Origin of the sequence: Azotosporobacter soli, from assembly GCF_030542965.1 — a bacterium.
In the GTDB taxonomy this organism is placed as follows: Bacteria; Bacillota; Negativicutes; order SG130; family SG130; genus Azotosporobacter; species Azotosporobacter soli.
In genome coordinates this window covers 136,509-158,842 of the sequence record NZ_JAUAOA010000004.1, presented here as the reverse complement: position 1 = coordinate 158,842, position 22,334 = coordinate 136,509, and the positions used below count along the sequence as shown (strand labels likewise).

Here is a 22,334-nt window from a genome sequence, read left to right as displayed (position 1 = left end):
TCTTCCCCCTATGCCGATTCTGTTTTTCCCTGCCGCAACCGTTCCACCGCAAGGCGCAGTCCGTCCTCCACCGTATAACACGCCTCCACGCTGAGCAGTCCCTTGCCGCGCAACTTTTGTTGCGCCTGTTCGCCGATGCGCATCGTGAGTACGGCATCGCAATCGCCGATTGCATCAATTACAGCCTGTCGCTTCGCTTCTTCCGCATCGCATTCGGCCATGCCGCGGCAATATTTTTCAACCGGACGGCTTTTCAGCAAGCGGATAAAATCCCCATCCGTCTGATAGATCAAAAATTCTCCGGCATGACCGAAATGCAGATCCACCAGCTTACCGTGCTTTGACGTTACCGCAATCTGATATAGCTCTCTTTTGCCCGCCGTTGTTGCAACCGGCATCGCTTTAGTCAGACTGTGTTTGGAGAACTCCTGCGCGCGATCTTCTTCCAGCAAACCGATTGCATCTGCACGGCACTGTTTGCAGTGTCTCATTTGCTGCAGATCGAGCTGGCATTTATCACGCATCTTTTCGAGATCTTTCATGCTCGTTTGCAGAAATGCTTCATAGACGCTGCCGGGAGCCGGAATCAGCGGCATGATGTTGCTGATAAACGCGCCAAGCTCTTTCACTTTCTTCACGACTGCCGGGATATGCCAGTCATTAATGTCTTTGATCATTACGATATTCACTTTGACCATCACCTGATGCCGGGCCAAATATTCAATTCCGGCCAATTGGTTGCGGATCAGTATCTTTGAGCCTTCCAGCCCGCTGTAGTTTTGCCCCTGATAATGGACGAAGCGGTAAATGCGTGCGCCAATTTCCGCTTCGAGGCAGTTTACGGTGACCGTTACATGCCGAACGCCCAATTTCACGATTTCCGCCGCCAATTCCGGCAAACGCAGACCATTCGTCGACAAACAGATCATCACATCCGGATCAAGTTCCTTAATCGCAGCAATGCTTTCTTTCGTCTCTTCCCAATTGGCCAGCGCATCGCCCGGCCCGGCAATGCCGACAACGCTGAGATTTGCTATTTTTTCCTTCACCCGTGCAAATTTTTCCTTGGCCTCTTGCGGCGTCAGCACTTCGCTGGTCACGCCCGGACGGCTTTCGTTTACGCAATCATATTTGCGGTTGCAGTAATTGCAGCCGATATTGCAGCGCGGCGCAACCGGCAAATGCATGCGGGCATATTTGTGATGCGCGTCTTTTGAATAGCAAGGATGTTCGCAGGTTCTATTTCTCTTCACCGTTTCCTCTGCATCAGTCACACTGATCACCTCGCCTTTCCTCAGTCGCTTCTTGATAAAAGGTTTCATACAACGAACGGCGGTAGTTTTTCTGCCTTTTTTCCAGCAAGGTATTGGTTATCCTGTCGAGAAAAACGGCGGTTCCCCGATAGCCTACAGACAGCAAGCGTTGACCACCCACCCGGTCGTGAATGGGAAAGCCAAGTCGGATTAACGGAATGCCCTGTCTCTCTTCGAGATAGCGTCCGTCGGAATGACCAATTGCAATTACGGCTTCGGCCTCTTTTGCCGTCTGACGGATCGCGGCAAAATCCGTTTCATTCAAAATCGTGCATTCGTCCGGACTTGCTGCCAATTCGCTGCGTAACAAAGCATCGAGTCGCGTTGTTTTGCTGCCGGTAGCTATAACAACCGGGAAAAGACCGTTTTCCAGACAGGTTTTTGCTACGGCATAAACGATTTCCGGTTCGCCGAAAATCACACTGCGTTTTTGAAAATTGTATTTATGCGAATCAATCATGCCGTCAAGCAAACGCCCCCGCTCCTGTTGCAATTCCAGCGGCACGCGCTGCGCGGCCGCCTGTTGCTGCAGACACTCCAAAAACAAATCGGTGTTTTTAAGCCCGATCGGCAGTGGTATGTTGTAGAGAGGTACGCCAAACGCATCCGCCAGATACTGGCCCGGCGAATACTTATCTTCGACCGTCATTCCCATTTGAATCGTGGCGACGCTGCCGCTCATCGCTTTGATATCGGCGAGCGGCGTTCCGCCTTGCGCAAGTTTCGTATAGCGCGGCAGAAACGGCCTGTCCAACGTGTCGGAGATGTCCGGATACAAAATATAATCGACCTGCAACAATTGCAAGATACGTTTGATTTCCCGGATGTCGGCCGGACTGAGATTGGGCAGGATGATATTGACTTTACTGTGCCGCTCAACCGGTTCAGCCAGTTGCTCAACGATCCGGCGCAGCGTGAAAAAATAGCCTTCCGCATGGCTGCCGCCGTAACCCGGCGTTGCCGCACTGACAAGCAGCGGACTGGCCGCGTCCTGTTGCGCTGAATAACTATCGGCAATCCGCTCCACATCTTCGCCAATCGTTTCCGCCAAACAAGTGTTTAATATGCCGATCAGTTTCGGCTCGTAGACTTTCCGGACATTATCAATTGCCTGTTTCAAGTTGCTTTCGCCGCCGTAGATCGTACCTTTTTCATTTAACGAGGAAGAGGCAACATCCACCGGTTCGTTAAAATGTTCGGCAATGTGGCGACGCATATAGGTGCTGCAGCCTTGTGAGCCGTGCAGGATGACCATGCTGCTTTCAATGCCTTTCAGCGCTAAAATCCCGCCCATCGGCATGCACATGTTGCAGGGATTTTCATTTACATTGCGGCAATGTTTTAATTCATCATTCACTGCAGCCACCTCCCTGCTCTTTTACATAGCTCCAGACCGGCGAACAGACCGTTGCATAGACCTCGGCGGCAAAGTTCACCGCACCGGCAAAACCGCTCAGCGGATGTTTGCGATCATGGTTGTGGTCAATAAAGGCCACGCCCAGTTTGTAGGCCAAAGGCCGTTCCTTCACGCCGCCGACCAAGAGATGTGCGCCCTGCTCAACCATGAATCGTTCCAGCTCGGCCGGATTGGCATCATCGAGAATGACCGTGCCGTCAGCCACCAGACGATTGATCGCATCATATTCCTCCTGCCGCCCGGTCTGCGTGCCAATCATCACCACTTCGATGCCGATTTCACGAAACTGCTTGATCAGAGAAATGGCTTTGAAACCGCCGCCAACGTAAACCGCCGCTTTTTTCCCCAACAACTTTTGCCGGTAATAATCGATGGCCGCCTTAGCTTTTCCTTCTTCACGTTGAATCAGCGCTTCGGCTTTTTGCGCTGCTGTTTCATCCTGCAGCGCTTTGGCAATGCTGCGCAGCGAAGCCGCCGTGTCTTCGAGACCGAGAAACGAAACCTGGAGATAGGGTATGCCGTACTTTTCCTGCATTTTCCCCGCCAAATAATGCATTGATCCGGCGCATTGCATAATGTTTAGCGTCGCCTGGCGGGCCGTCTTCAGACGCCGGTAGGTGGCATCGCCGGTAAAAGCCACGTTAATCGACACGCCCATTTCCCGCAGATAATTGGCAATGATCCACGCCTCGCCAGCCAGGTTGAATTCGCCCAGATAATTGATGCAGTTTTTTTCTTTTAGCGCAGCGCCTTTTCCCTCCGCCGCTGCAATCAACTGCAAAAGCGCATCGCAAGCTGCACGGTAACCGGCTGATTTGTTGCCCGCAAAACCGCTCGACTGCACCGGAATCACCTTGATGCCGTGCCGTTTTTCCGCTGCTTTGCAAACCGCCGTCAAGTCATCGCCGATCACGCCGACAATGCAGGTGGCATAGACGAAGACCAGCTCCGGCTTGTACTTTTCCACCAATTCATCGAGCGACGCAGCCAATTTTTTTTCGCCGCCGAAAATGACATCCTGTTCCTTCAAATCCGTGGAAAAGCTGTTGCGGTACATTTCGGATTCGCTGCTCAGACTGCCGCGAATATCCCAGGTATAGCTGGCGCAGCCAACCGGTCCATGCACCAGATGAATCGCATCGGTGATCGGATTCAGCACCACCCGTGCGCCGCAATATACGCAGGCGCGTTGGCTGACGCAGCCGGCAATGCTGTCGGCGTCGCATTTCAAACTTTGTTTTTGTTTCCCCTTTGTCGCAATGAATTCGCTTCGTTCGCCGATCATGCGTTCATCCAACATATACAAGCCTCTCCCTTCCGGCCTTCCTCTTCACCACTTTTTTTACATGACCAATTCAAAATCTTCGTCGGCCGCATCACGATCAGCCCGGTCCAGCAGCGCATTGGCTATCATTTCTATCAAACGCATCGCGCCCTTGTAACCGACGATTGGCAGATAGGAGTGCACGCTGCGATCCAGAATTGGAAAGCCAACCCGGACAAACGGAAGATCTTCCGCCCGCGCGATGTATTTGCCGTAGGTATTGCCGATCAACAAATCCACCGGTTCGTTCTTGATCCATTGATGCAAGGTAAAGAGATCGCCGCCGGCTTTTACATTGGCCTCTATCGCCCCCGGCGCCAACAGTTCCCTGATATCGTCTTCAAAGCTTCCCACTGCGGAACCGATCGCCCCGCCCGGCGTTCCGGTCAGCACATGTACCGGCAGCATGCCGAGGCCAAGCACGAATTCCGTCAAGCCGGTAACAACGTCGGAATCGCCGAAGATCGCCACTTTTTTTCCATGAAAGTGAAAGTGCGTGTCGGTCATGATGTCCACCAGTTGCCCGCGTTCTTCCTCCAGACTACGCGGCACTTCCTGCGCAAAATTACTGCGCAGCGCCATCAAAAGCGCATCGGTTGCCTTGATGCCGATCGGCGTCTTAAGAGCCATGGCCGGCACCTTGCATTTTTTCTTCAGCGCTTCGGCCGCATCGCTGGAAGCAAAACGCCCCAAGGCTAACGTAAGTTTTGAATTTCCGGTATCGGCCAATTGCCAAAGCCGCGTGCCGCCATCCGGATACATATTGAATTCTCCTGTCATCGGCGAATCAACCACGCCGGACGTGTCAGGAAAGAGAATCGAATCGATGCCCATTTCTTTTACCAGCCGTTTGATCTCACGCATGTCGCCGGGATTGACGAAGCCCGGAATGATGTTGACCTGCTCTTTCTTAACGCCGCCTGCCGCTTCGGAGAAATAGTTGACCATCGCTTTGACCATGTTGGAAAAGCCGGTGACGTGCGAGCCTTGGTAACTGGGCGTGTTGGCGTGAAATACGACTTTTCCTTCCGGCACTTCGGCGTCTTTGATGATCGTCGGGATATCATCGCCGATTGTTTCCGACAAACAGGTGGTATGTACGGCCATGACGTCCGGATTGTATATGGAAAATACGTTTTTGATCGCGGTTTTCAAATTGGCCGCGCCGCCGAATACGGAAGCGCCTTCGGTGAAACTACTGGTCGAAGCCATAACCGGATCGCGAAAATGACGGGTCAGGTGCATCCGATGGTAGGAACAGCAGCCTTGGGAACCATGGCTGTGCGGCAGGCACTTGTGAATACCGAGCGCCGCATACATCGCACCGATCGGTTGGCAGGTTTTTGCCGGGTTAATCACGCCTCCGCTGAGGCGTTCTTTGATTTCTTTCGGTGTGCAATCCAACATTTTAGGCCACTCCTTCCTCTGTCAATTCACCGTTCAGCAACGGTTGGCTCCGCCAAGGCGGCGTAATGAAATTCCAGGTCGGCGAAGCAAAGCCCATGCTGATATCGCGGGCAAAATTCACTGCGCCGTTAAATCCGGCATACGGGCCGCTGTAATCATACGAATGCAGTTGTTTCGCCTGAATGCCCATTTTTTGCACGACATATTTGTCCTTGATGCCAGATGCGAAGATATCCGGCTTCAACAGTTTGATGAAATGTTCGGTTTCATAATGGTTCAGATCGTCAACCATCACCGTGCCCTCGCTCATTTCGAGTTGCATGCCGCAGTAGTGGTTCAGCGGAATTCGCTCTTTTAGTTCGGCCATTTTTTCCGGCGACAATTTAAGCTTAAAGCGCCTTTCGTCCGGTTTGACCTGCAAATCGGGAATATTCTTGCTGTCGGCATCTGGCTTGATCGTCGGAATGACCTGACGGCCCTCATAATCATCGCGATGCGCGAATTCATAACCGGCCAGCACGGTATCAATGCCCAGTTCCTTGAACAGGTTTTGATAATGATGCCCGCGCGAACCGCCGACAAAGCAGAATGCAGTCTTTCCTTCGCAGATTTTGCGGTATTGCTCCATGACCGGTTCGACTTTGGCCAATTCACGCGCAATCACTTCTTCCGTCTTGCGCGTTAGTTCCGCATCACCGAAATACACGGCCATATCGCGCAACGAATCGACAGTGCCCTGCACACCGATAAAGTTAACCTTGAGCCAAGGCGTGCCGTATTTCGTTTCCAGCATCTCAGCGATGTAGTTGATGGAGCGATGGCACTGCACCAGATTCAGTTCGGCGACATGCGCTTTCTTTAATTCTTCATACGATCCGTCGCCGGTCATTACCGAGACAATATGATAACCGATGTCTTTCAAGATGCGTTCAATTTCCCAACTGTCGCCGCCAATGTTGTACTCGCCCAGGATGTTTATCGCATAAGGCGCTGGCGCACTCTCTTCCTCCGATACGCCGATGACCTTGTCCATCAAAATATTGTTGGCGATATGATGACCGGCGGACTGGCTTACCCCTTTATAGCCTTCGCAGCTGAAGGCCAGTACCTGAATGCCGTGTCGCTCTTCGGCGGCACGCGCGACCGCGTTAATGTCGTCGCCAATCAGCCCGACCGGACAGGTGGCCGATATCGTCACCGCGTTCGGTTTAAAATTTTCCACCACTTCATCGATCATCGCCGCCAGCTTTTTTTCACCGCCAAAGACGATATCGCTTTCCTGCATATCGGTGGAAAAACAGTAATTCAGAAAGTTTTTCGCCGGATCTTCTGATCTTGCTTTATTGCGCCTTGTGCCCCATGCGTAGTAGCTGCAGCCGATCGGTCCGTGGACGATATGCGCCATATCTTTCAGCGGGCCCAGCACCACGCCTTTACAGCCGGCATAGGCGCAGCCCCGGTTGCTGATAATGCCGGGAATCGTCCGCGTGTTCGCTTCGATCGTCTGCGCATCCAGTGCCGTATTTTTTACGACGATATGTTTTTTCCGGTTCTTTACCACTTTAGAAGGCAATTGATCCAGCATCGCCTCAATCTGTTGCTCTGTCACCGTTTTCTTCATGCTTTACGCCCCCTTTGCATTTACCTGCGCCTTGTCAAAGCGCCTCTTTGCCGATTTCTCCGGTGCGAACTCTGGCGACGTCGCAAATCGGCATGATAAATATTTTTCCGTCGCCCACCTTATTTTCGGTTCGGTTCGCCTGCATCAGCGCTTCCACGATGCGCGGCACATCTTCATCATTGGCCACCACATTGAAGAGCCGTCTCGAATAAAGGCGCGCGCCGTCCAAAAAGCCGTCGATCAGTTTTTCCGCTTCTTTGACGTCTTCCGCATCCACCATCGACATGAGTTCAATCTTCCGGTCGGCAATCAGCGATTTGTCTTTGACCAATTTACCCCGGCCCAGTACCTTTGTCGCTGTAAAGCCGGTCGCCCCGGCTTCGACCAGCGCTTTTTTCGTCGCGTTCGTCTTGTTCATCCGTACAATGGCCATGATTTCTTTCATGCCAATCCCTCCTATATCCCGGTCGCGCCGGTCGAGATCGTGTACGCCTCTTCAATCGGACTGACAAAAATCTTGCCGTCGCCATAGACGCCCTTTTCGCCGGTCTTAGCCGTCCGCAAAATGATATCGACAATATCCTGACGGTATTCGTCGCGAATGGCCATCACAATCATGACTTTGGGGATTTCGTCATAAATGATGCTGCCGATCTTAATCCCTTTTTGCTTGCCACGCCCGACCACATCAATCACCGTAGCCGCATTAAAACCGCCTTTGGTCAATTCCGCCAGCACCTCATCCTTTTTTTCCGGTCTGACGATTGCTCTGACTAATAACATGGCTTCATCACCTTTCTCTTTTTATTTTTCTTTCTTACAGTTCCATCATTCCATAGTCCATCATCAGTTGCTCCAGACGGTCTTGCACCATTGGTTTTGGAATGACGAACATGTCGTTATTGTCGATATTCGAAGCGAGTTTGCGATACTCATCGGCTTGTCCGGCGGTCGGATCGTAGTTGATCACGGTCTTCTTGTTGATTTCCGCGCGCTGCACCAGATTGTCGCGCGGCACGAAATGAATTAATTGTGAACCGAGTTCCTCGGCAAACGCTTTTAGCAGCTCATATTCGCCATCCACCTTGCGGCTGTTGCAAATGATTCCGCCTAAACGAACCTTGCCGGATTGAGCATATTTTTGAATTCCTTTAGAAATATTGTTTGCGGCATATAACGCCATCAGTTCGCCGGAAGCAACAATGTAAATCTCCTCGGCCTTGCCTTCGCGGATCGGCATCGCAAAGCCGCCGCAGACAACGTCGCCCAAGACGTCGTAAAAAACATAATCCAGTTCCTCGGTGTATGCCCCCAACGACTCCAACATGTTGATCGAGGTAATAATGCCGCGCCCGGCGCAGCCCACGCCCGGTTCCGGCCCGCCCGATTCGACGCACATCGTGCCTTTGAAGCCTGGCTTCAGAATGTCATCGAGATCAATGTCATCGCCTTCATCACGCAATGTATCGAGCACTGTTTTTTGACACAGTCCGTTAAGCAACAAACGTGTTGAGTCTGCCTTCGGATCGCAGCCGACCACCATAATTTGCTTGCCTGCTTCCGCTAACGCCGCCACCGTATTTTGCGTGGTTGTGGATTTTCCAATTCCGCCTTTACCGTAAATCGCAACTTGTCTCATATAAAAAACCTCACTCTCATTTGCTTTTTATTTATCGCTTGAAAACAGTTTGCTTTGTGCCTTATAATGAACAATGGGTATGCTGAATAAACCCTGGCGACCACTGGGGAACATGACGCAGCCTGCGCTCCATGAGTATTTGCGGTACTCATGGAGCATTTTTCTTTTTAGCAGCACTTGTTTTTTTCGCTGCAACCACCTCCTTTAGGCAAAAAGCTTATAAACGCGCATTACGTTTATAAGCTTCATTGCTCATAAGCGGCTTCGGAGATTCTTCTCTCAAAAGACAAAAAGCTTACAGGCGCATCATGCATCTGTAAGCTTCATCGCTTTTTGCCGACTTATTTATTTTGTTGTTACTCTATCATAGTTTTTCCAGCTTGACAATAGTGTGCATCATATTCGCAATTTTCATTCTTTCTCTACTGGAGCATTTTAAAAAAACTCTCATGCGACACCGTTTCAGAGCGGCATCCGGATATGAAATTTCGTCCCTCTGCCCGGTTCACTCTCGCATCGAATGCTGCCTCCGAGTTGCTGGGTAATAATATTGTAGACAACATACAATCCCAAGCCGGTTCCGCCTACCCCACGCTTCGTCGTGAAGAAAGGGTCAAAAATCCGTTCCTGCACATGTTTCGCCATGCCTTTGCCGTCATCGGCATAATCGAGCACCAGACACTCGTCTTCTTTATAGACCCTGATCGTCATCTTTCCCTCATCCGACTCATCATAGGCGTGTAGAATCGAATTCATCAGCAGATTCGTGATGATCTGCGAAAAAGCGCCGGGAAAGGTATCGACTTCGAGCTCCTCGTCACATTCGGTCACGATGCGATGTTTCGTCCGTTTATAATGCGGCTGAATGCTGAGCAACACTTCCTCGAGATATTCCTTTACCTTAAAGACGCGTTTTGTCTCACTCACCTGATCAGCCGACACCTGTTTGAAACTTTTCACCAATCGGGCGGCGCGTTCCAAATTGACCTGAATGATTCTCGCGCCTTCCAGGCAGTCTTCCATGTATTCGACAAATTGCCGCGTGCCCAGTTTTTGCAGCTGATAGGCCTCGCGCAGCTCCTTCGAAATCACGGTCAGATGCGACGCCGCCGTCACGCTACTGCCGATCGGCGTGTTGATCTCATGCGCCACTCCAGCCACCAGACCGCCAAGCGCCGCCATTTTTTCCGAACGCACCAGCTGATCCTGCGTTCGGCGCAGCTCCGCCAGCGCATTCGACAGCTCTTCATTGCTGGCGACCAGTTCTTCATTCAGCGCGGTCAGTTCCTGCGTCCGCAGCTCCACCTTCACTTCCAGTTCATTGTGCGCCTCCTGCAACTCTTGCTGCGCCTTTTTCAGCTCGCTGATATCTTTCCAGGCGAAGATCGAACAGCGTTCGCCGTTGATTTCAATCGCTTCGGCCGACCATAGTCCAAGACGGTTCATGCCGTCTTTCGTCCGCCACTCGACTTCGCGGTTGCGCACCGCCTTCCCTTCGTTCAGGTCACGATACACCGCCGCAATTTTCGCCTTATTTTCCTCCGTATCCGGCATCATTCCGATTTCCATCGTCGTATGTTCGAGAACTTCTTGCGCTTGATAGCCGAAAATTTCATAAAACGCCTCGTTCACTTCGACGATCTTCCGGTCGGTCAGGCGCGTGATGCCGATGACATCCGCATAATAACGAAAGGCCTTGGAAAACTTGGTCTCCGATGCGGCGAGCGCCACACGGTCGCGCTCGCGTTCCAGATTCCGCAGCTCCAGCGTTTCCGCCATCTCATTGTATGCCTTGGCCAATTGCCCCAGTTCCTTCAAGCGGCTTATCTTCAAGCGCTTCGATAAGTCGCCCCGGGCAATTTCATCCGTTCCTTCAATCAAATCGTTGATCGGCTGCACAACGCGCCGGGAAACAAAGAGGTAGACGCCACTAAACGCCAACAGCAAAATGACCGTGGCAATTACGGCATTGCGCCGCGTCACGTCATAAACCAGCGCCAGTGCAACGCCTCTGTCCTGTACGGTGATGACCGCCCAACGGCTCGGCACCTCCGGAATCTCGACCGGATAGTACGCGCCGATCATTTGCCGGCCTTCAAGATCGCGAAATTCGAGCGTTCCTGCTTCGCCCGACAAGGCCTTCCATGCCATTTCATGCAGCGCATCGGGAATCGCGATGGCAACCACTTCCGTTTTTTGCTCGCCGCCTTCGGCGAGTGACACGACATTGCCGCGCTCGTCTTTGACAACTACACTCTTGCTGCGCGTTTGATAATTGTAGCGTTCTTGAAACTGCACACGCTCGGGGTGAGCGAGCACTACGCCATTACCGTCCAAAACGCAGGCATAACTGCCCGGTCGTTCGTTGAAACGTTCCACTAAATCCTGCACATAATCCAGTTTCAGGTCGCCGCCCATAATCGCAGCATAATTTCCCCGTTTGTCAAAAATCGGCGAAAAAATCGCTGCGACAGCCACATCACCAGAGAGTGTATAACCCGAATACGTCCAAGGCGCCGCCCGCTCCCGCATTTCGCTAAACCATTCCCGGTTGCGTCGACTGGCATTCGGCCCGTACGCACGCGCCAGCTGCATGCCATCGCTAACCGCGGTCGAATACAAATTGTTGAAAAACGGAAAGCGCGCCGCCGTCGAAACAAAGAGCTGCCGTTGTTTTTCCGGCGCCATTTCGCGGACTTCGCCGTTTTTCGCCAAGCCATCAATGATATTGTATGCGTTATGGAAAAAACCGTATACGTTCTTCGCCAGCGCTTCGGCGAACATCAGGTTGTCTTCTTTGCTGTGGCGCTCGAACGAAGAGGACACCATATACATGTTCACCGCACCGGAGACAAGAAACGATATGGAAACGAGCAAAAAAACGATCATCAAGAGCTGACTTTTTATTGAGCGCAGCATCCCGTTTCCCCCTCGTCGCATTATTCCAACTATTTCAACTCTAATTTTAACCTACCCGCCCCAAAAATACCATCCGTTTCAAGCGAAACTCCCGCTTCGAAGAATAAACTCCTGCTTCTTTGGCATTTGACGTCCATAGTCCCAATCCGCTATACTGGAAAAAGAAACATAGCACACGTATTTTTTTCGGAGGAGCCTGTCACCAAGGGCTTCTTCTCTTTATTTTCAGCTGAAAAGGAGTGTTTCATGTGCACGATATCGCTTTCTACGCCTCGATTCTGATTTTCACGCTTACCTACGTTCTGATCATCTGGGAAAAGTTCCATCGCATGGTGGTCGCGATGACGGGCGGCATCGTGATGATGCTGCTCGGTTTTTTAAGCCAGGAGACCGCGCTAAAAGACGACATCGATTTCAACACGCTGGGCTTACTGATCGGCATGATGATTCTCGTCACCATCACCCGCCGCAGCGGCGTATTCGAGGCAGTCGCGATCTGGTCGGCGCATGTAACCAAAGGGCATCCGTTCCGTCTGCTCGCCTTGCTCTCCGGCATCACAGCCTCCGCCTCCGCTTTACTCGACAATGTGACCACGGTCTTATTGATTGTACCGGTAACACTTACGTTGACCGATAAACTGCAAATCAACCCGCTGCCGTTTTTGATTTCCGAAATACTCGCTTCCAACATCGGCGGCACGGCCACTTTGATCGGCGACCCGCCCAATATCATGATTGGCAGCGCCGCCGGTTTAAGTTTTAATGCATTCGCCTATCATCTTGCGCCGATATGCATTTTGATTTTGCTTGTCACCATCGCGCTCTTGCTTTTCTTTTACAGAAAGGATCTCCAGGTCGAAGAAGAAGATCGACTTAGCGTCTTACAATTAAATTATCAAGATGCGATTCACGATCAGGCGCTACTGAAGAAATCGCTCTTCGTTCTTGCCCTTACCATTCTCGGTTTCACACTGCACGGCTTTTTTCATTTAGAATCCGCGACCGTCGCCTTGGCGGGCGCAATGCTTTTGTTGCTCATCAGTAAGGCAGAGCCGGAAGAGATTCTGCTGCATATCGAATGGCCGACGATCTTCTTCTTCACCGGACTCTTCGTCTTGGTCGGCGGCCTGAAAGCGACCGGCGTGATCAAGGCGATCGCGTACTGGGCTCTTGCCCTGACGCAGGGACAGGTGATGGAGACTTCGCTTTTGGTGCTCTGGCTCTCCGCCATCGCCTCGGCTTTCATCGACAACATCCCTTTTGTCGCAACGATGATCCCAATGCTGCAGGAAATGGGACAGCTGTCCGGCATGAATCTCGAACCGGTCTGGTGGTCACTCGCGCTGGGCGCCTGCCTGGGCGGAAACGGCACATTGATCGGCGCGTCCGCCAACGTCGTCGTCGCCGGAATCGCCGAAAAGAACGGCATCGCAATTACTTTCCGCGGTTTTTTCAAACTCGCGTTTCCGCTGATGCTCGTATCGATCGTACTCAGCCACATCTACGTCTACTTTCGCTATTTTTTCTAAACACAAAACAAAGACCGCCCGGCAGTTCATTTTCGCCGGGCGGTCTTTCGTTTTATTTCTTACCTATCGGACACCTTTCTGCAGCAGTCCATACGCCTCGCCCATGTAAATATGCTTATAGGAATTCGCGTCAAGCGCAGGCGCCGTCAGCGTAAAGTTGGCCTGCGGCTGGAACAGCATCACGATGTCGGAACCGCCGAAGAGGAAATAACCAAGTGGATCGCCTTTTTTGACCTTCGCGCCGACTTTCACGCTTGTTTCAAAATTAACCGAAGAGACTTGCGACATGCCGATCGGCAGCACCGCGACCAAGCCGTATTTCTCCGTCTCGATGATCACGCAGGCACGCGTCTCGATCGCCTGCCAGCCGGGGATTTGATCCTCCAGCACGTACTTGCGCAATTGTTTATCCCAGACGATGATGCCGCCCACCGCATCGTCGGCGAGGATCGCGCGCACTTCTTTGATCGTGCCGCTCACCGGGAAATGGTAACGATGATAATCATTCACGTCCAGGAATGTATGCGTCAGCACGCCATTGGCAAATTTTCCGGCATAGGCGCTGTCCTTGCCGATAAGATCGATTACGGAATTAAAGTTGGCCGATTTTAACTGTACGCCCGGCTGTTGTACAAAGCGGGAGTCCTTGTCAATTTTCCAGACGCCCTGCGGCGCGGAATCCGCCGGAGAAACGACGACCGCTTCATTCGCTGCGGCGGCAATCGGCCGCGCAGCCGGCGAACTCAGATAACGGGCGAAAAATTCATTGAAGGTTGTCCATTTTTCCGGACTTTCATACCAGCCATTGTTCATGCCGAACCGCTCATCGGCGCAGGATTTTCGGTAAAACTCTTCGTTCCAAGAATTCTTGGTGCTCAGATAGTCTCCCCAATGCTTCGTGAAAACAACCAGCCACGAACGATACGGTTCGACATATTGCAGCGAATTGTGGTAGTAGCCTTTGCCGCTGAGTTCGGCCAGCGGTTGGTCATTGATAAAATAAAAGTAATCCAGGCTTTGATCGATGCTCTCGTACAATTTGGGATACCGCTCCGCCGCAGGCAGAATGTTGAACGGCATAGCCGTTGTCGCCCAATCGATATAGGCGTAATACTCTTCCAGCGATTGGGCCGGATTCGTTTCCCGATCAGGATTGATCTGCTTCGCCTGATCGATCGATTGCAGCAGCATGCGCTTAACGTCCGCATTGTGCTCAACAATCGTCATCAGCATCTCGGTATCCGGCGCATGTTGCCTGCTAAGTTCCGCCGCAGCGACGGTACTGCTGCCGGAGAAAAAAGCGCCATTGAGTACGGCCAGTGCAATCAGCAAGCGGGCAAGGATAATCCAGCGTTTTTCGAACATATAGCGTCCCCCTTTTCATTTTCCATATTTTAGGTTTTTTCGACGCTATCTGCCGCATTCCCTGTCAGCGGCGCTAATAATATCGGATACTCTGCTTGCCCCTTTAATACTGTTCGTAATGAATCCTCGTCGCGTCAAAGCGATCGACAAATTGATTATCCGGTGAATAACCGACAGCCAGCATGGCAAAGGGCGTCACGCCTTGCGGCAACTGAAACAGGTCTTTAATAAACTGCATCCGCTCTTCTTCCGGCGCAACGCCCATCCAGACCGCCCCCAGGCCGAGTTCCACCGCTTCAAGCAGCAGATTTTGCGTCGCGGCAGCCAAATCCTGCTGCCAATACGCCGGATATTTTAGCGCCGCTTCTTTTGACAACACAAGTATGCCTAGTGCGGCCTTCGCCATCGGCAACGCATAGGGATGCGCCTTCGCCAGTTTTTGCAGCATCTCCTTATTTTCAACAACGAGAAATTCCCAAGCTTGCTGATTGCCCGCCGACGGCGCCTGCATCGCGGCCCGCAGCAACTGCTCAATCTTTTCCCGCTCCACCGGACGTTCCTCATACTTTCTCACGCTTCGTCTGCTTCGTATCGCTTCCGATATTTTCATGCGTCCACGTCCTTTTTTATTTAAATCCGTTGTCCCGGCACGCCCTGCCAGGTCGTGTTTGCAGGCAGCATCTCGCCTTTCATGATCAGACTCAGATCCGATACTTCGCAGCCGTCGCCCAGTTCGGTATCGTAGAGTACCGTCGCCGAAGCGCCGACCGTGCAGCGATCGCCGAGCGTGATCTTGCCGATCTTCATGATCCGGTCTTCGAAAAGATGCGTCTGCAGATTCGCATCCTCATTGAGCGCCACATCGTCGCCGATTTCCACCATGTCGAATTCCGTGATCCAGCTGGTCTGGATATAGCTGCGCCGTCCCACCTTCACGCCGAGACAGCGCAGCACCCACGCCGCATAGGGCGTGCCGCATAAGACCCGGTAGAAGAACTGCACGACCAGGTCTTCATACAAACCTGTGAGCAGTTCCGCCAGCCAGACATGAAGGCTCCAGAGCGGATGCACGCCGGGTTTGTAGCGGCCCACCAACAGCTGCTTCAGCAGCGCAAACAGCAGGATGCAGGCGATGCCCGCGCTGATATAAATGAGAGGCATCAGCGCGAGCAGGACTTCGATGCGGCTCGCGCCAAAATCGCTGAACACCAGTTGGATCACAATGCAGGCCAGGCTGATAAAGATCGTCATCGGCAAGAGGATCTTGCAAAAATCGATCAGCCGCCGTTGCCAGATCAGTTTGGCCGACGGCGTAAAGGTCTGCGCGTCGCCGAATTCTTCGACCTTCTGCCGTTTCGGCAAAAAGATCGGCGGCGAACCAAGCCATGACGTGCCATCCGAAACCGGCGTCTGCACGCTCACCGTCGACAGCACGCCGATCAGGCAATGGCTGCCGATCTGCGCTCCGGCCGGTATGACCGCGCTGTTGCCGATAAAGCTATGATCGCCGATTCGCGTCTTTTTCAGATACAGTTTCCCGCCGTCAATCACCGCGCCGCTGACGCTGGCATCGTCGGCAAAGAAGCAGCCGTCGCCCGCTTCCAGCATATCCGGCATGATGTCGCGCACATAAGACACCTCACTGCCTTTACCGAGCCGCAAACCGAGCGTTTTCAGCCAAGCGGCGGTATAGATCGTCCCGAAGAGGCCGCTGAGCATCGATTCGACATGCCGGAACAATTGGCTGAACAGCCAGTAACGAAAATAGAAGGAACTGTTGAGCGGATAGCAGCCTTCCTTCATATCAAAGCACAGGATCTTTTTGCTGAGTGAAGTCAACAGCAGCAAAATCAGAATATAGCTCAGCGCCAAAAACGGCGCACACAAGAGCCAGGCTCCGATGCTGTCGGGCACTTCGATCATCGTCTCAATAAAGAGCAGGCCGGGGAAAAAGAGACTTTCCATCAGCGTCGGCAAAAGCAGCGCACTCAGTGCAAAGAGCGCGACCAGTCCGCCCGACCATTCGACCGTTTCGTTTTTGATCAAATGGCAGGGGGAGGAAAATGCAGCCGGCGAACCGTTCCAAAGTTCATGCGATGGGATGTTGACGCCTTCCGGCAGCAGCGAGATATCGCCGAGCGCCGCACCGTCGCCCATCACATTATTGCCCGCCAGCACCGCGCGGTTACCGACCAGACATTTCTCGCCGATTGCAATCGGCGCAAGATACAGCCGTCCGCCCGTCACCCAGGCGCCGCTCACGCTGCTGCCCGCGCAAAGCGTCGCGCCGCTGCCGACACGCAGCAGATCAAACGTCATCAAACTGGCTGAGCCCATGTATACGCCGCTGCCGATCTCAGCACCCAAGAGGCGGTAGAACCACGGCAAAACCGGACTGCCTTCGAAAAAATTCAGCGGCAGGATCTCGACCAGTTTGCAGACCAGCCAGTAACGGAAATAATACGAACCCCAGAGCGGGTAGCTGCCCGCCTTCAGCCTGCCGATCAACAGCCATTTGGCCGCCAGCACGAAGATAAAGAGCAGCGGCAGTACGATCGCATAGCTGGCGATCGCCCAGCCGACAGCCTGTGCCACTTCGAAACCTTGGTTCGACAGATAGGCGAAGACGAAGAACACGCCCAGCCATTGCCAAAAATGCAGCAGCGACAATCCGGCAATCGCCAGGCCTTGCGCCAGCGCGCAGGCAAGGTAGGAAGACGTCGTTGCATGGTAGAAATCACGTTTGACGTCGGACGGCTGCGGCGCAGCGGACGTTTCGATGTTTCTCGCCAAGCCCTCTATCGTCGGATATTTATAAATGTCGCCGACCGCGACGCTCTTGAAGCGGTCCAGCTTGCGCAGCTTGGAGACCGCACCGGCCGCCAGCAAAGAATGGCCGCTGAGATCGTAGAAGAAATCATCGGTCACCGATATTTCGCTCAGCTTGAAGACTTCCTTCCAGACCGCCGTGATCTCCTCTTCGAGCGGCGTACGCGGCGCAATGATCTCGCGCTGCTCGTCGACGAAAGGCTGCAATGCGGTCGGCAGCTGCTTGCGGTTGATCTTGCCGCTGATCGACGTCGGCAGCGACGCCACTTCATCGAGCCAGGACGGGATCATGTACGGCGGCAGCTTTTTTTTCAGCGTCTCGCGCAGCGCTTTGTAGTCGATCGTTTCCCCTTCGCGCAAGACGACGTAGGCCGCGAGCTGCTGTCCTGTCTGGTGCAGCGCGACCGCCGCCGAAAGAATCGCCGGGTCCTGCATCAGAAGCGATTCGATCTCCGACAGTTCGATGCGGAAACCGCGCAGCTTGACCTGATCGTCGCCGCGTCCATGATACTCGATCTCGCCGTCCTCTGTATAACAGACCAGATCGCCGGTGCGGTAGAAGCAGTCCGGTTCGCCAGTGATCTTATGCGTAAAGACGAAACGCTTCGCGTCAAGATCGTCCATGTTCAGATAACCGCGCGACACGCTCGGCCCGGCGATCAACAGCTCTCCTTCCGCGCCGATGTCGACCAACTCCAGTTTTTCGTCGACGATGTAGGTGCGATAATTCGGCAGCGCTTTGCCGATCGTCACCGGCTTATCGGCTTTCAGTTCGCCGACGGTCGCGACGATCGTCGCTTCGGTCGGCCCGTACGAATTATAAATCGTGCGCTGCGGGCCAGCCCAGCGTTTCACCAGATCGTGCGGACACGCCTCGCCGCCAAGGATCAAAAGACGCACCGTGTCCATATCGCTTTCGACCATCGAGAGCAAGGTCGGCGAGCAAGAAAGCACCGTGACCTGATGCTGCGTCATCATTTCGCCGAACAGCGCACCCGCCTGCATAATTTCCTTCGTTCCGACGATCAGCGTGCCGCCGTTGGCAAACGCCATCCATATTTCTTCCAGCGACGCGTCAAACGCGACCGAAGCGCACTGCAAAATGCGATCGTCGCCCTTGATGCCGTAGGTAACGGTCGCGCCGCGCACATAGTTGCAGATGTTGCGGTGGTCAATGATGCAGCCTTTCGGCTTGCCGGTCGTTCCTGACGTATAGATGATGTAGCAGGAGGAAAAAAGCGCGCTCCGGTTCAGGCCAATTTCTTCCGGCGTCAAGCGAGCCGGGCTTTCCTGCTCAATCTGCGGCGCATCGCGATCCACCAAGACTGGCTGCACGCCGCCTTCACCCGGCACGATCCCTTTCGCCTGCCAGATCTCGCTCGAACTGATGCAGAAACGCGCGCCCGAATCGGCGATGATGTATTCCACCCGTTCGCCCGGAAACGACAAATCGATCGGCACATACGCCGCGCCCGCTTTCATGATGCCCAGCATCGCAATGTACAGGTTTTCCGTCTTGTCGAGCATTAAGATCACATGCTCGCCGCTCTTTAGACCACTGCGGCGCAGATAAGCGGCCAACCGGTTGCTGCGTTCCTCCAGCTCGCGGTACGTGAGCTTGGTCGTGCGGCATTCCAGCGCCATTTTCTCCGGCTGCTGATCCGCGTTCTTTTCAAACATCTCATGCAGAAACTCATCGCGGCAATACTCTTCGCGAAACGGACTGCCGCTCAGTTCATGCAATAATCGATGACGCTGCTGTTCATCCATATTTCCCACCCCTTCGCCTCAAACGAAATCTTTTAACGGCGCCTTGCGCACACGGCTTGGTAAATTTCATGTATCAGTTCCTTCGCGTCGCCGCAGCCGAATCCCTGCCCATGCGAGCCACGCTTTTACATTTATTCGCTTTGCAAAGCATTCAAAGCGCAAACAAGCTCCCGGACAAATGCCCGGAAGCTTGTTTTACTTAGATACGCGACCTATTTTATTTTAAACCGTTCACTTATTCAAGATAAGCTTATCGTCCCTTTGCCGCAACATTGGCTATGCATCAATGAAAAGGCTTGGAATCAAAATTGAATACCGCTCCAGCGATCGATATTAATAACGCGTAAATTCCTGTTAATAATATTGCAGAAAATCCATATTTGATACCGTTGTAATAATGGAAGTAGATCGGAATCTCGCCTCCCCCCTTTTTTTTTCGTTCTTTTGCAACTGCATACACTATATTACCTCCGCCCCATCCAAGTCCGACTGCATTGTTTTTTAAAGGGATCCAGTACTGCCATGTTGGGGTTCCCGATTGCGCCACTGAAATGACATATCCAAACATATAAAACACCAGCATATATTTCCACCGTTCAAGAAAAACCAACAGCATCTTTTCAATAATAAACATCTAGCACCTATCGTTCCTTTTTATCTTTCTCGCTGTTACCAAAGAAACGGAGTGGCATCAAACTGAAATATGGCTCCTATAATTCCAATCGTCATTCGATAGATTAGCAACAACAGGATTGCACTGCTGCCATATTTTATTCCATTCCAGCTGTATAGATAAATCGGAATCTTTCCCCTTCCATTTTTCTTCATTTCTTGATCCTGTTTATAAAATGCATTTCCAATTGCCCAGCCAAATAAAATACCCAATCCTTTTATTGGGATAAGATACACCGCTCTCGGAACCCCCGTTTGTGCCAGAGAAATCATATACCCGAGCATATATGCCCCTAAAAAGTACTTCCAACGTTCATGAAAGAGCAACACAAGTTTTTCAAAAATAAACATCTATCCTCACTCCGCCTGCTCTTGCTTTATTTTAGCCCTTAGCGCAATAAACGGCTTAACCGTTTACACCGCAATATTGGCTCTGCATCAATGAAAAGGCTTGGAATCAAAATTGAATACCACTCCAACGATCGATATTAACAACGCGTAAATTCCTGTTAACAATATCATAGAAATTCCATATTTAATGCCATTGTAGTAATGAAAGTAGATTGGACTCCTCCCGCCGCCTCTTTTTTTGCGTTCTTGTGCAACTAGATAGGATCCATTTCCCATCCCCCAACCAATTGCAACGGCATTGTTTTTTAGCGGAATCCAATACTGCCAGCTCGGAACCCCCGTCTGTGCCACTGAAATAACATATCCCACCATATAAAACACCAACAAATGTTTCCAACGCTCACGAAAAAACAATGCCACCTTTTCAAGAATAATCATTTAGCATCACTCCAGCTTTCTCGCTCTCTCGCGCTACAGCATTACCCAACGCAATGCTCTTCGCAGCTTATCAATAAAAAGGCTTGGCATCAAAGTTGAATATCGTGCTAGCGATCGATATCAATAGTGCATAGATTCCTGTTAATAACAATGCCAAAATGGTACATTTCACACTGTCATAGCAATGGACATAGATTGGAATTTTCCTTCCCCCTCTTTTTTCGCGCTCTTTTTTGAACCATATACCCCATTGCCCACTCCCAAGCCAAGTGCAACCGCATTGACTTTTAGCGGAATCCAGTACTGCCAGGTCGGTGTCCCCGACTGCGCCACTGAAATAACATATCCCACCATATAAAACACCAGCAGGTATTTCCAGCGCTCCATAAAAAACAATACTATTTTTTTAAATAAACATTTAAGTTTGATCGTCCTTTACTTTCCTTCTTGTCAAAATAACCTGCTTACTCTTTTGCACTGCAACTTTACTCATATATCAATGGAAAGGCGTGACGTCAATCTCAAATACCGCTCCAACAATCAGCCTCACTAAAGCGTAGAGCCCTGTTAATACCAACCCAGAAATGCCATATTTCACGCCATCATAGTAATGGATATGCATTGGAATATTCCAACTCGCTCCCCTTTTTTCAATATCTTTTACCCCCTTATACAAACAATTACCTACTATCCAACCAATTGCTACCGCATTACTTTTAAGAGGAATCCAATACTGCCATGTTGGAATCCCCGTCTGTGCCAGTGAAATACTATATCCCACCATATAAAACACGAGCAGATATTTCCACCGCTCATGAAAAAACAACAGCATCTTTTCAAGAATAAACATCCACTACTTATCTCTCCCTTTCAAGATTTGCGACTGCATTCTACGCTTAAAATGACCTATGCATTCCAAGATTTTTTCACTATGTTGTTTTTATAGTCAGAGAAATGGATATGGATCAAAAAAGAGAAACGACCCTAAAAAAAACACCACTACGCTGTACAGACCCATTAAAAAAAGTCCAGAAACTCCATATTTCATTCCATTGTAATAATGAAAGTAGATTGGGATCCTCCCTCCGCCTCTTTTTTTGCGTTCTTGTGCAACTAGATATACTACATTCCCCCCTCCCCAGCCAATTAAAACCGCATTGCTTTTTAACGGAATCCAATACTGCCAGGTCGGAGCCCCCGTCTGTGCCAGCGAAATACCATATCCCACCATATAAAGCAGCAACAGATATTTCCACCGCTCATGAAAAAACAACATCATCTTTTCAATAATAGACATTTAGCATCACTCCGCCTGCTCTTGCTTTGTTTTCGGCCTTAGCAAAATAAACGGCTCAACCGTTTACGCCGCAACACTGGCTATGCATCAATGAAAAGGCTTGGAATCAAAATTGAATACCACTCCAGCGATCGATATTAACAACGCGTAAATTCCTGTTAACAATATCATAGAAATTCCATATTTTACTCCTCCATAGTAATGAAGATGCATTGGAATTTTTCCGCCCCCTCTTTTCTTTTTCTCGCTTATCACTTCATATACGCCATTACCCATACCCCAACCAATTGCAACGGCATTGGTTTTTAACGGGATCCAATACTGCCAGGTCGGAGCACCCGTCTGCGCTAGCGAAATACCATATCCCACCATATAAAACACGAGCAGATATTTCCAACGCTCAAGAAAAAAGAGCACTATTTTTTCAAAAATAAACATCTAGC

The 22,334-nt window shown here is 51.4% G+C and carries 20 protein-coding genes; 1 reads left to right on the top strand and 19 read right to left on the bottom strand.

Annotated features, from left to right (window positions below; genetic code table 11):
- Window positions 1-8: 8 nt before the first annotated feature.
- The 9 genes from nifB to QTL79_RS06235 form a co-directional block, all read right to left on the bottom strand.
- Entirely contained in the window at window positions 9-1,274 is a 1,266-nt protein-coding gene (gene nifB, locus QTL79_RS06275) for a nitrogenase cofactor biosynthesis protein NifB (RefSeq protein WP_346354111.1), read from the bottom strand.
- Window positions 1,267-2,670, bottom strand: a complete 1,404-nt coding sequence (locus QTL79_RS06270) for a nitrogenase component 1 (RefSeq protein ID WP_346354110.1) — start codon at window positions 2,668-2,670, stop codon at window positions 1,267-1,269. Before QTL79_RS06270 ends, nifB begins: the two co-directional genes overlap by 8 nt.
- Window positions 2,663-4,030: a nitrogenase iron-molybdenum cofactor biosynthesis protein NifE gene (gene nifE / locus QTL79_RS06265; protein ID WP_346354109.1), complete on the bottom strand. Its 1,368-nt coding sequence runs from the start codon at window positions 4,028-4,030 to the stop codon at window positions 2,663-2,665. Before nifE ends, QTL79_RS06270 begins: the two co-directional genes overlap by 8 nt.
- Before the next feature lie 42 nt (window positions 4,031-4,072).
- The gene (nifK, locus tag QTL79_RS06260; RefSeq protein ID WP_346354108.1) at window positions 4,073-5,461 is read right to left on the bottom strand and encodes a nitrogenase molybdenum-iron protein subunit beta; all 1,389 of its coding nucleotides are present in this window, start codon (window positions 5,459-5,461) and stop codon (window positions 4,073-4,075) included.
- 1 nt (window position 5,462) lies between these two features.
- Entirely contained in the window at window positions 5,463-7,082 is a 1,620-nt protein-coding gene (nifD, locus tag QTL79_RS06255; protein ID WP_346354107.1) for a nitrogenase molybdenum-iron protein alpha chain, read from the bottom strand.
- A 34-nt stretch (window positions 7,083-7,116) separates the two neighbouring features.
- Complete coding sequence (locus QTL79_RS06250) at window positions 7,117-7,527, bottom strand: P-II family nitrogen regulator (protein ID WP_346354106.1); 411 nt, start codon at window positions 7,525-7,527, stop codon at window positions 7,117-7,119.
- Window positions 7,528-7,538: 11 nt separating this feature from the next.
- Window positions 7,539-7,865: a P-II family nitrogen regulator gene (locus tag QTL79_RS06245; protein WP_346354105.1), complete on the bottom strand. Its 327-nt coding sequence runs from the start codon at window positions 7,863-7,865 to the stop codon at window positions 7,539-7,541.
- A 34-nt stretch (window positions 7,866-7,899) separates the two neighbouring features.
- Window positions 7,900-8,721 carry a nitrogenase iron protein gene (gene nifH / locus QTL79_RS06240; protein WP_346354104.1) on the bottom strand — a complete coding sequence of 274 codons (822 nt, stop codon included), beginning with the start codon at window positions 8,719-8,721 and terminating at the stop codon, window positions 7,900-7,902.
- A gap of 462 nt (window positions 8,722-9,183) precedes the next feature.
- Complete coding sequence (locus QTL79_RS06235) at window positions 9,184-11,640, bottom strand: ATP-binding protein (protein WP_346354103.1); 2,457 nt, start codon at window positions 11,638-11,640, stop codon at window positions 9,184-9,186.
- A gap of 248 nt (window positions 11,641-11,888) precedes the next feature.
- Here QTL79_RS06235 and QTL79_RS06230 point away from each other — a divergent pair, with 248 nt between their 5' ends.
- Window positions 11,889-13,169 carry an ArsB/NhaD family transporter gene (locus tag QTL79_RS06230; RefSeq protein WP_346354102.1) on the top strand — a complete coding sequence of 427 codons (1,281 nt, stop codon included), beginning with the start codon at window positions 11,889-11,891 and terminating at the stop codon, window positions 13,167-13,169.
- A 63-nt stretch (window positions 13,170-13,232) separates the two neighbouring features.
- Here the strand turns inward: QTL79_RS06230 and QTL79_RS06225 are convergent, their stop codons facing one another.
- From QTL79_RS06225 to QTL79_RS06180, 10 genes are all read right to left on the bottom strand, one after another.
- On the bottom strand, window positions 13,233-14,534 hold the full coding sequence (locus QTL79_RS06225) for a phosphatidylserine decarboxylase (RefSeq protein ID WP_346354101.1): 1,302 nt from the start codon (window positions 14,532-14,534) through the stop codon (window positions 13,233-13,235).
- A gap of 103 nt (window positions 14,535-14,637) precedes the next feature.
- Window positions 14,638-15,144 (bottom strand): nitroreductase family protein, encoded by a 507-nt coding sequence (locus tag QTL79_RS06220; RefSeq protein ID WP_346354100.1) that lies wholly within the window; start codon window positions 15,142-15,144, stop codon window positions 14,638-14,640.
- 20 nt (window positions 15,145-15,164) lie between these two features.
- A complete protein-coding gene (locus QTL79_RS06215; RefSeq protein WP_346354099.1) occupies window positions 15,165-19,133 on the bottom strand; it encodes a Pls/PosA family non-ribosomal peptide synthetase in 3,969 nt (1,322 codons plus the stop codon).
- A gap of 283 nt (window positions 19,134-19,416) precedes the next feature.
- The gene (locus QTL79_RS06210) at window positions 19,417-19,767 is read right to left on the bottom strand and encodes a hypothetical protein (RefSeq protein ID WP_346354098.1); all 351 of its coding nucleotides are present in this window, start codon (window positions 19,765-19,767) and stop codon (window positions 19,417-19,419) included.
- A gap of 35 nt (window positions 19,768-19,802) precedes the next feature.
- Window positions 19,803-20,156, bottom strand: a complete 354-nt coding sequence (locus QTL79_RS06205; protein ID WP_346354097.1) for a hypothetical protein — start codon at window positions 20,154-20,156, stop codon at window positions 19,803-19,805.
- 87 nt (window positions 20,157-20,243) lie between these two features.
- Window positions 20,244-20,594 (bottom strand): hypothetical protein, encoded by a 351-nt coding sequence (locus QTL79_RS06200; RefSeq protein WP_346354096.1) that lies wholly within the window; start codon window positions 20,592-20,594, stop codon window positions 20,244-20,246.
- A 168-nt stretch (window positions 20,595-20,762) separates the two neighbouring features.
- The gene (locus QTL79_RS06195; protein WP_346354095.1) at window positions 20,763-20,981 is read right to left on the bottom strand and encodes a hypothetical protein; all 219 of its coding nucleotides are present in this window, start codon (window positions 20,979-20,981) and stop codon (window positions 20,763-20,765) included.
- A gap of 109 nt (window positions 20,982-21,090) precedes the next feature.
- Window positions 21,091-21,444, bottom strand: a complete 354-nt coding sequence (locus QTL79_RS06190; protein WP_346354094.1) for a hypothetical protein — start codon at window positions 21,442-21,444, stop codon at window positions 21,091-21,093.
- 96 nt (window positions 21,445-21,540) lie between these two features.
- Window positions 21,541-21,891, bottom strand: a complete 351-nt coding sequence (locus QTL79_RS06185) for a hypothetical protein (RefSeq protein ID WP_346354093.1) — start codon at window positions 21,889-21,891, stop codon at window positions 21,541-21,543.
- Window positions 21,892-21,978: 87 nt separating this feature from the next.
- A complete protein-coding gene (locus QTL79_RS06180; RefSeq protein ID WP_346354092.1) occupies window positions 21,979-22,329 on the bottom strand; it encodes a hypothetical protein in 351 nt (116 codons plus the stop codon).
- Between the last annotated feature and the right edge of the window lie 5 nt (window positions 22,330-22,334).

What these genes read in the sequence shown, in the direction of transcription:
- nifE (WP_346354109.1), bottom strand. Translation starts at nt 4,030, where the DNA reads ATGTTGGATGAACGCATGATCGGCGAACGAAGCGAATTCATTGCGACA.
- nifK (WP_346354108.1), bottom strand. Translation starts at nt 5,461, where the DNA reads ATGTTGGATTGCACACCGAAAGAAATCAAAGAACGCCTCAGCGGAGGC.
- nifD (WP_346354107.1), bottom strand. Translation starts at nt 7,082, where the DNA reads ATGAAGAAAACGGTGACAGAGCAACAGATTGAGGCGATGCTGGATCAA.
- QTL79_RS06250 (WP_346354106.1), bottom strand. Translation starts at nt 7,527, where the DNA reads ATGAAAGAAATCATGGCCATTGTACGGATGAACAAGACGAACGCGACG.
- QTL79_RS06245 (WP_346354105.1), bottom strand. Translation starts at nt 7,865, where the DNA reads ATGTTATTAGTCAGAGCAATCGTCAGACCGGAAAAAAAGGATGAGGTG.
- nifH (WP_346354104.1), bottom strand. Translation starts at nt 8,721, where the DNA reads ATGAGACAAGTTGCGATTTACGGTAAAGGCGGAATTGGAAAATCCACA.
- QTL79_RS06235 (WP_346354103.1), bottom strand. Translation starts at nt 11,640, where the DNA reads ATGCTGCGCTCAATAAAAAGTCAGCTCTTGATGATCGTTTTTTTGCTC.
- QTL79_RS06225 (WP_346354101.1), bottom strand. Translation starts at nt 14,534, where the DNA reads ATGTTCGAAAAACGCTGGATTATCCTTGCCCGCTTGCTGATTGCACTG.
- QTL79_RS06220 (WP_346354100.1), bottom strand. Translation starts at nt 15,144, where the DNA reads ATGAAAATATCGGAAGCGATACGAAGCAGACGAAGCGTGAGAAAGTAT.
- QTL79_RS06215 (WP_346354099.1), bottom strand. Translation starts at nt 19,133, where the DNA reads ATGGATGAACAGCAGCGTCATCGATTATTGCATGAACTGAGCGGCAGT.
- QTL79_RS06210 (WP_346354098.1), bottom strand. Translation starts at nt 19,767, where the DNA reads ATGTTTATTATTGAAAAGATGCTGTTGGTTTTTCTTGAACGGTGGAAA.
- QTL79_RS06205 (WP_346354097.1), bottom strand. Translation starts at nt 20,156, where the DNA reads ATGTTTATTTTTGAAAAACTTGTGTTGCTCTTTCATGAACGTTGGAAG.
- QTL79_RS06200 (WP_346354096.1), bottom strand. Translation starts at nt 20,594, where the DNA reads ATGATTATTCTTGAAAAGGTGGCATTGTTTTTTCGTGAGCGTTGGAAA.
- QTL79_RS06195 (WP_346354095.1), bottom strand. Translation starts at nt 20,981, where the DNA reads ATGGAGCGCTGGAAATACCTGCTGGTGTTTTATATGGTGGGATATGTT.
- QTL79_RS06190 (WP_346354094.1), bottom strand. Translation starts at nt 21,444, where the DNA reads ATGTTTATTCTTGAAAAGATGCTGTTGTTTTTTCATGAGCGGTGGAAA.
- QTL79_RS06185 (WP_346354093.1), bottom strand. Translation starts at nt 21,891, where the DNA reads ATGTCTATTATTGAAAAGATGATGTTGTTTTTTCATGAGCGGTGGAAA.
- QTL79_RS06180 (WP_346354092.1), bottom strand. Translation starts at nt 22,329, where the DNA reads ATGTTTATTTTTGAAAAAATAGTGCTCTTTTTTCTTGAGCGTTGGAAA.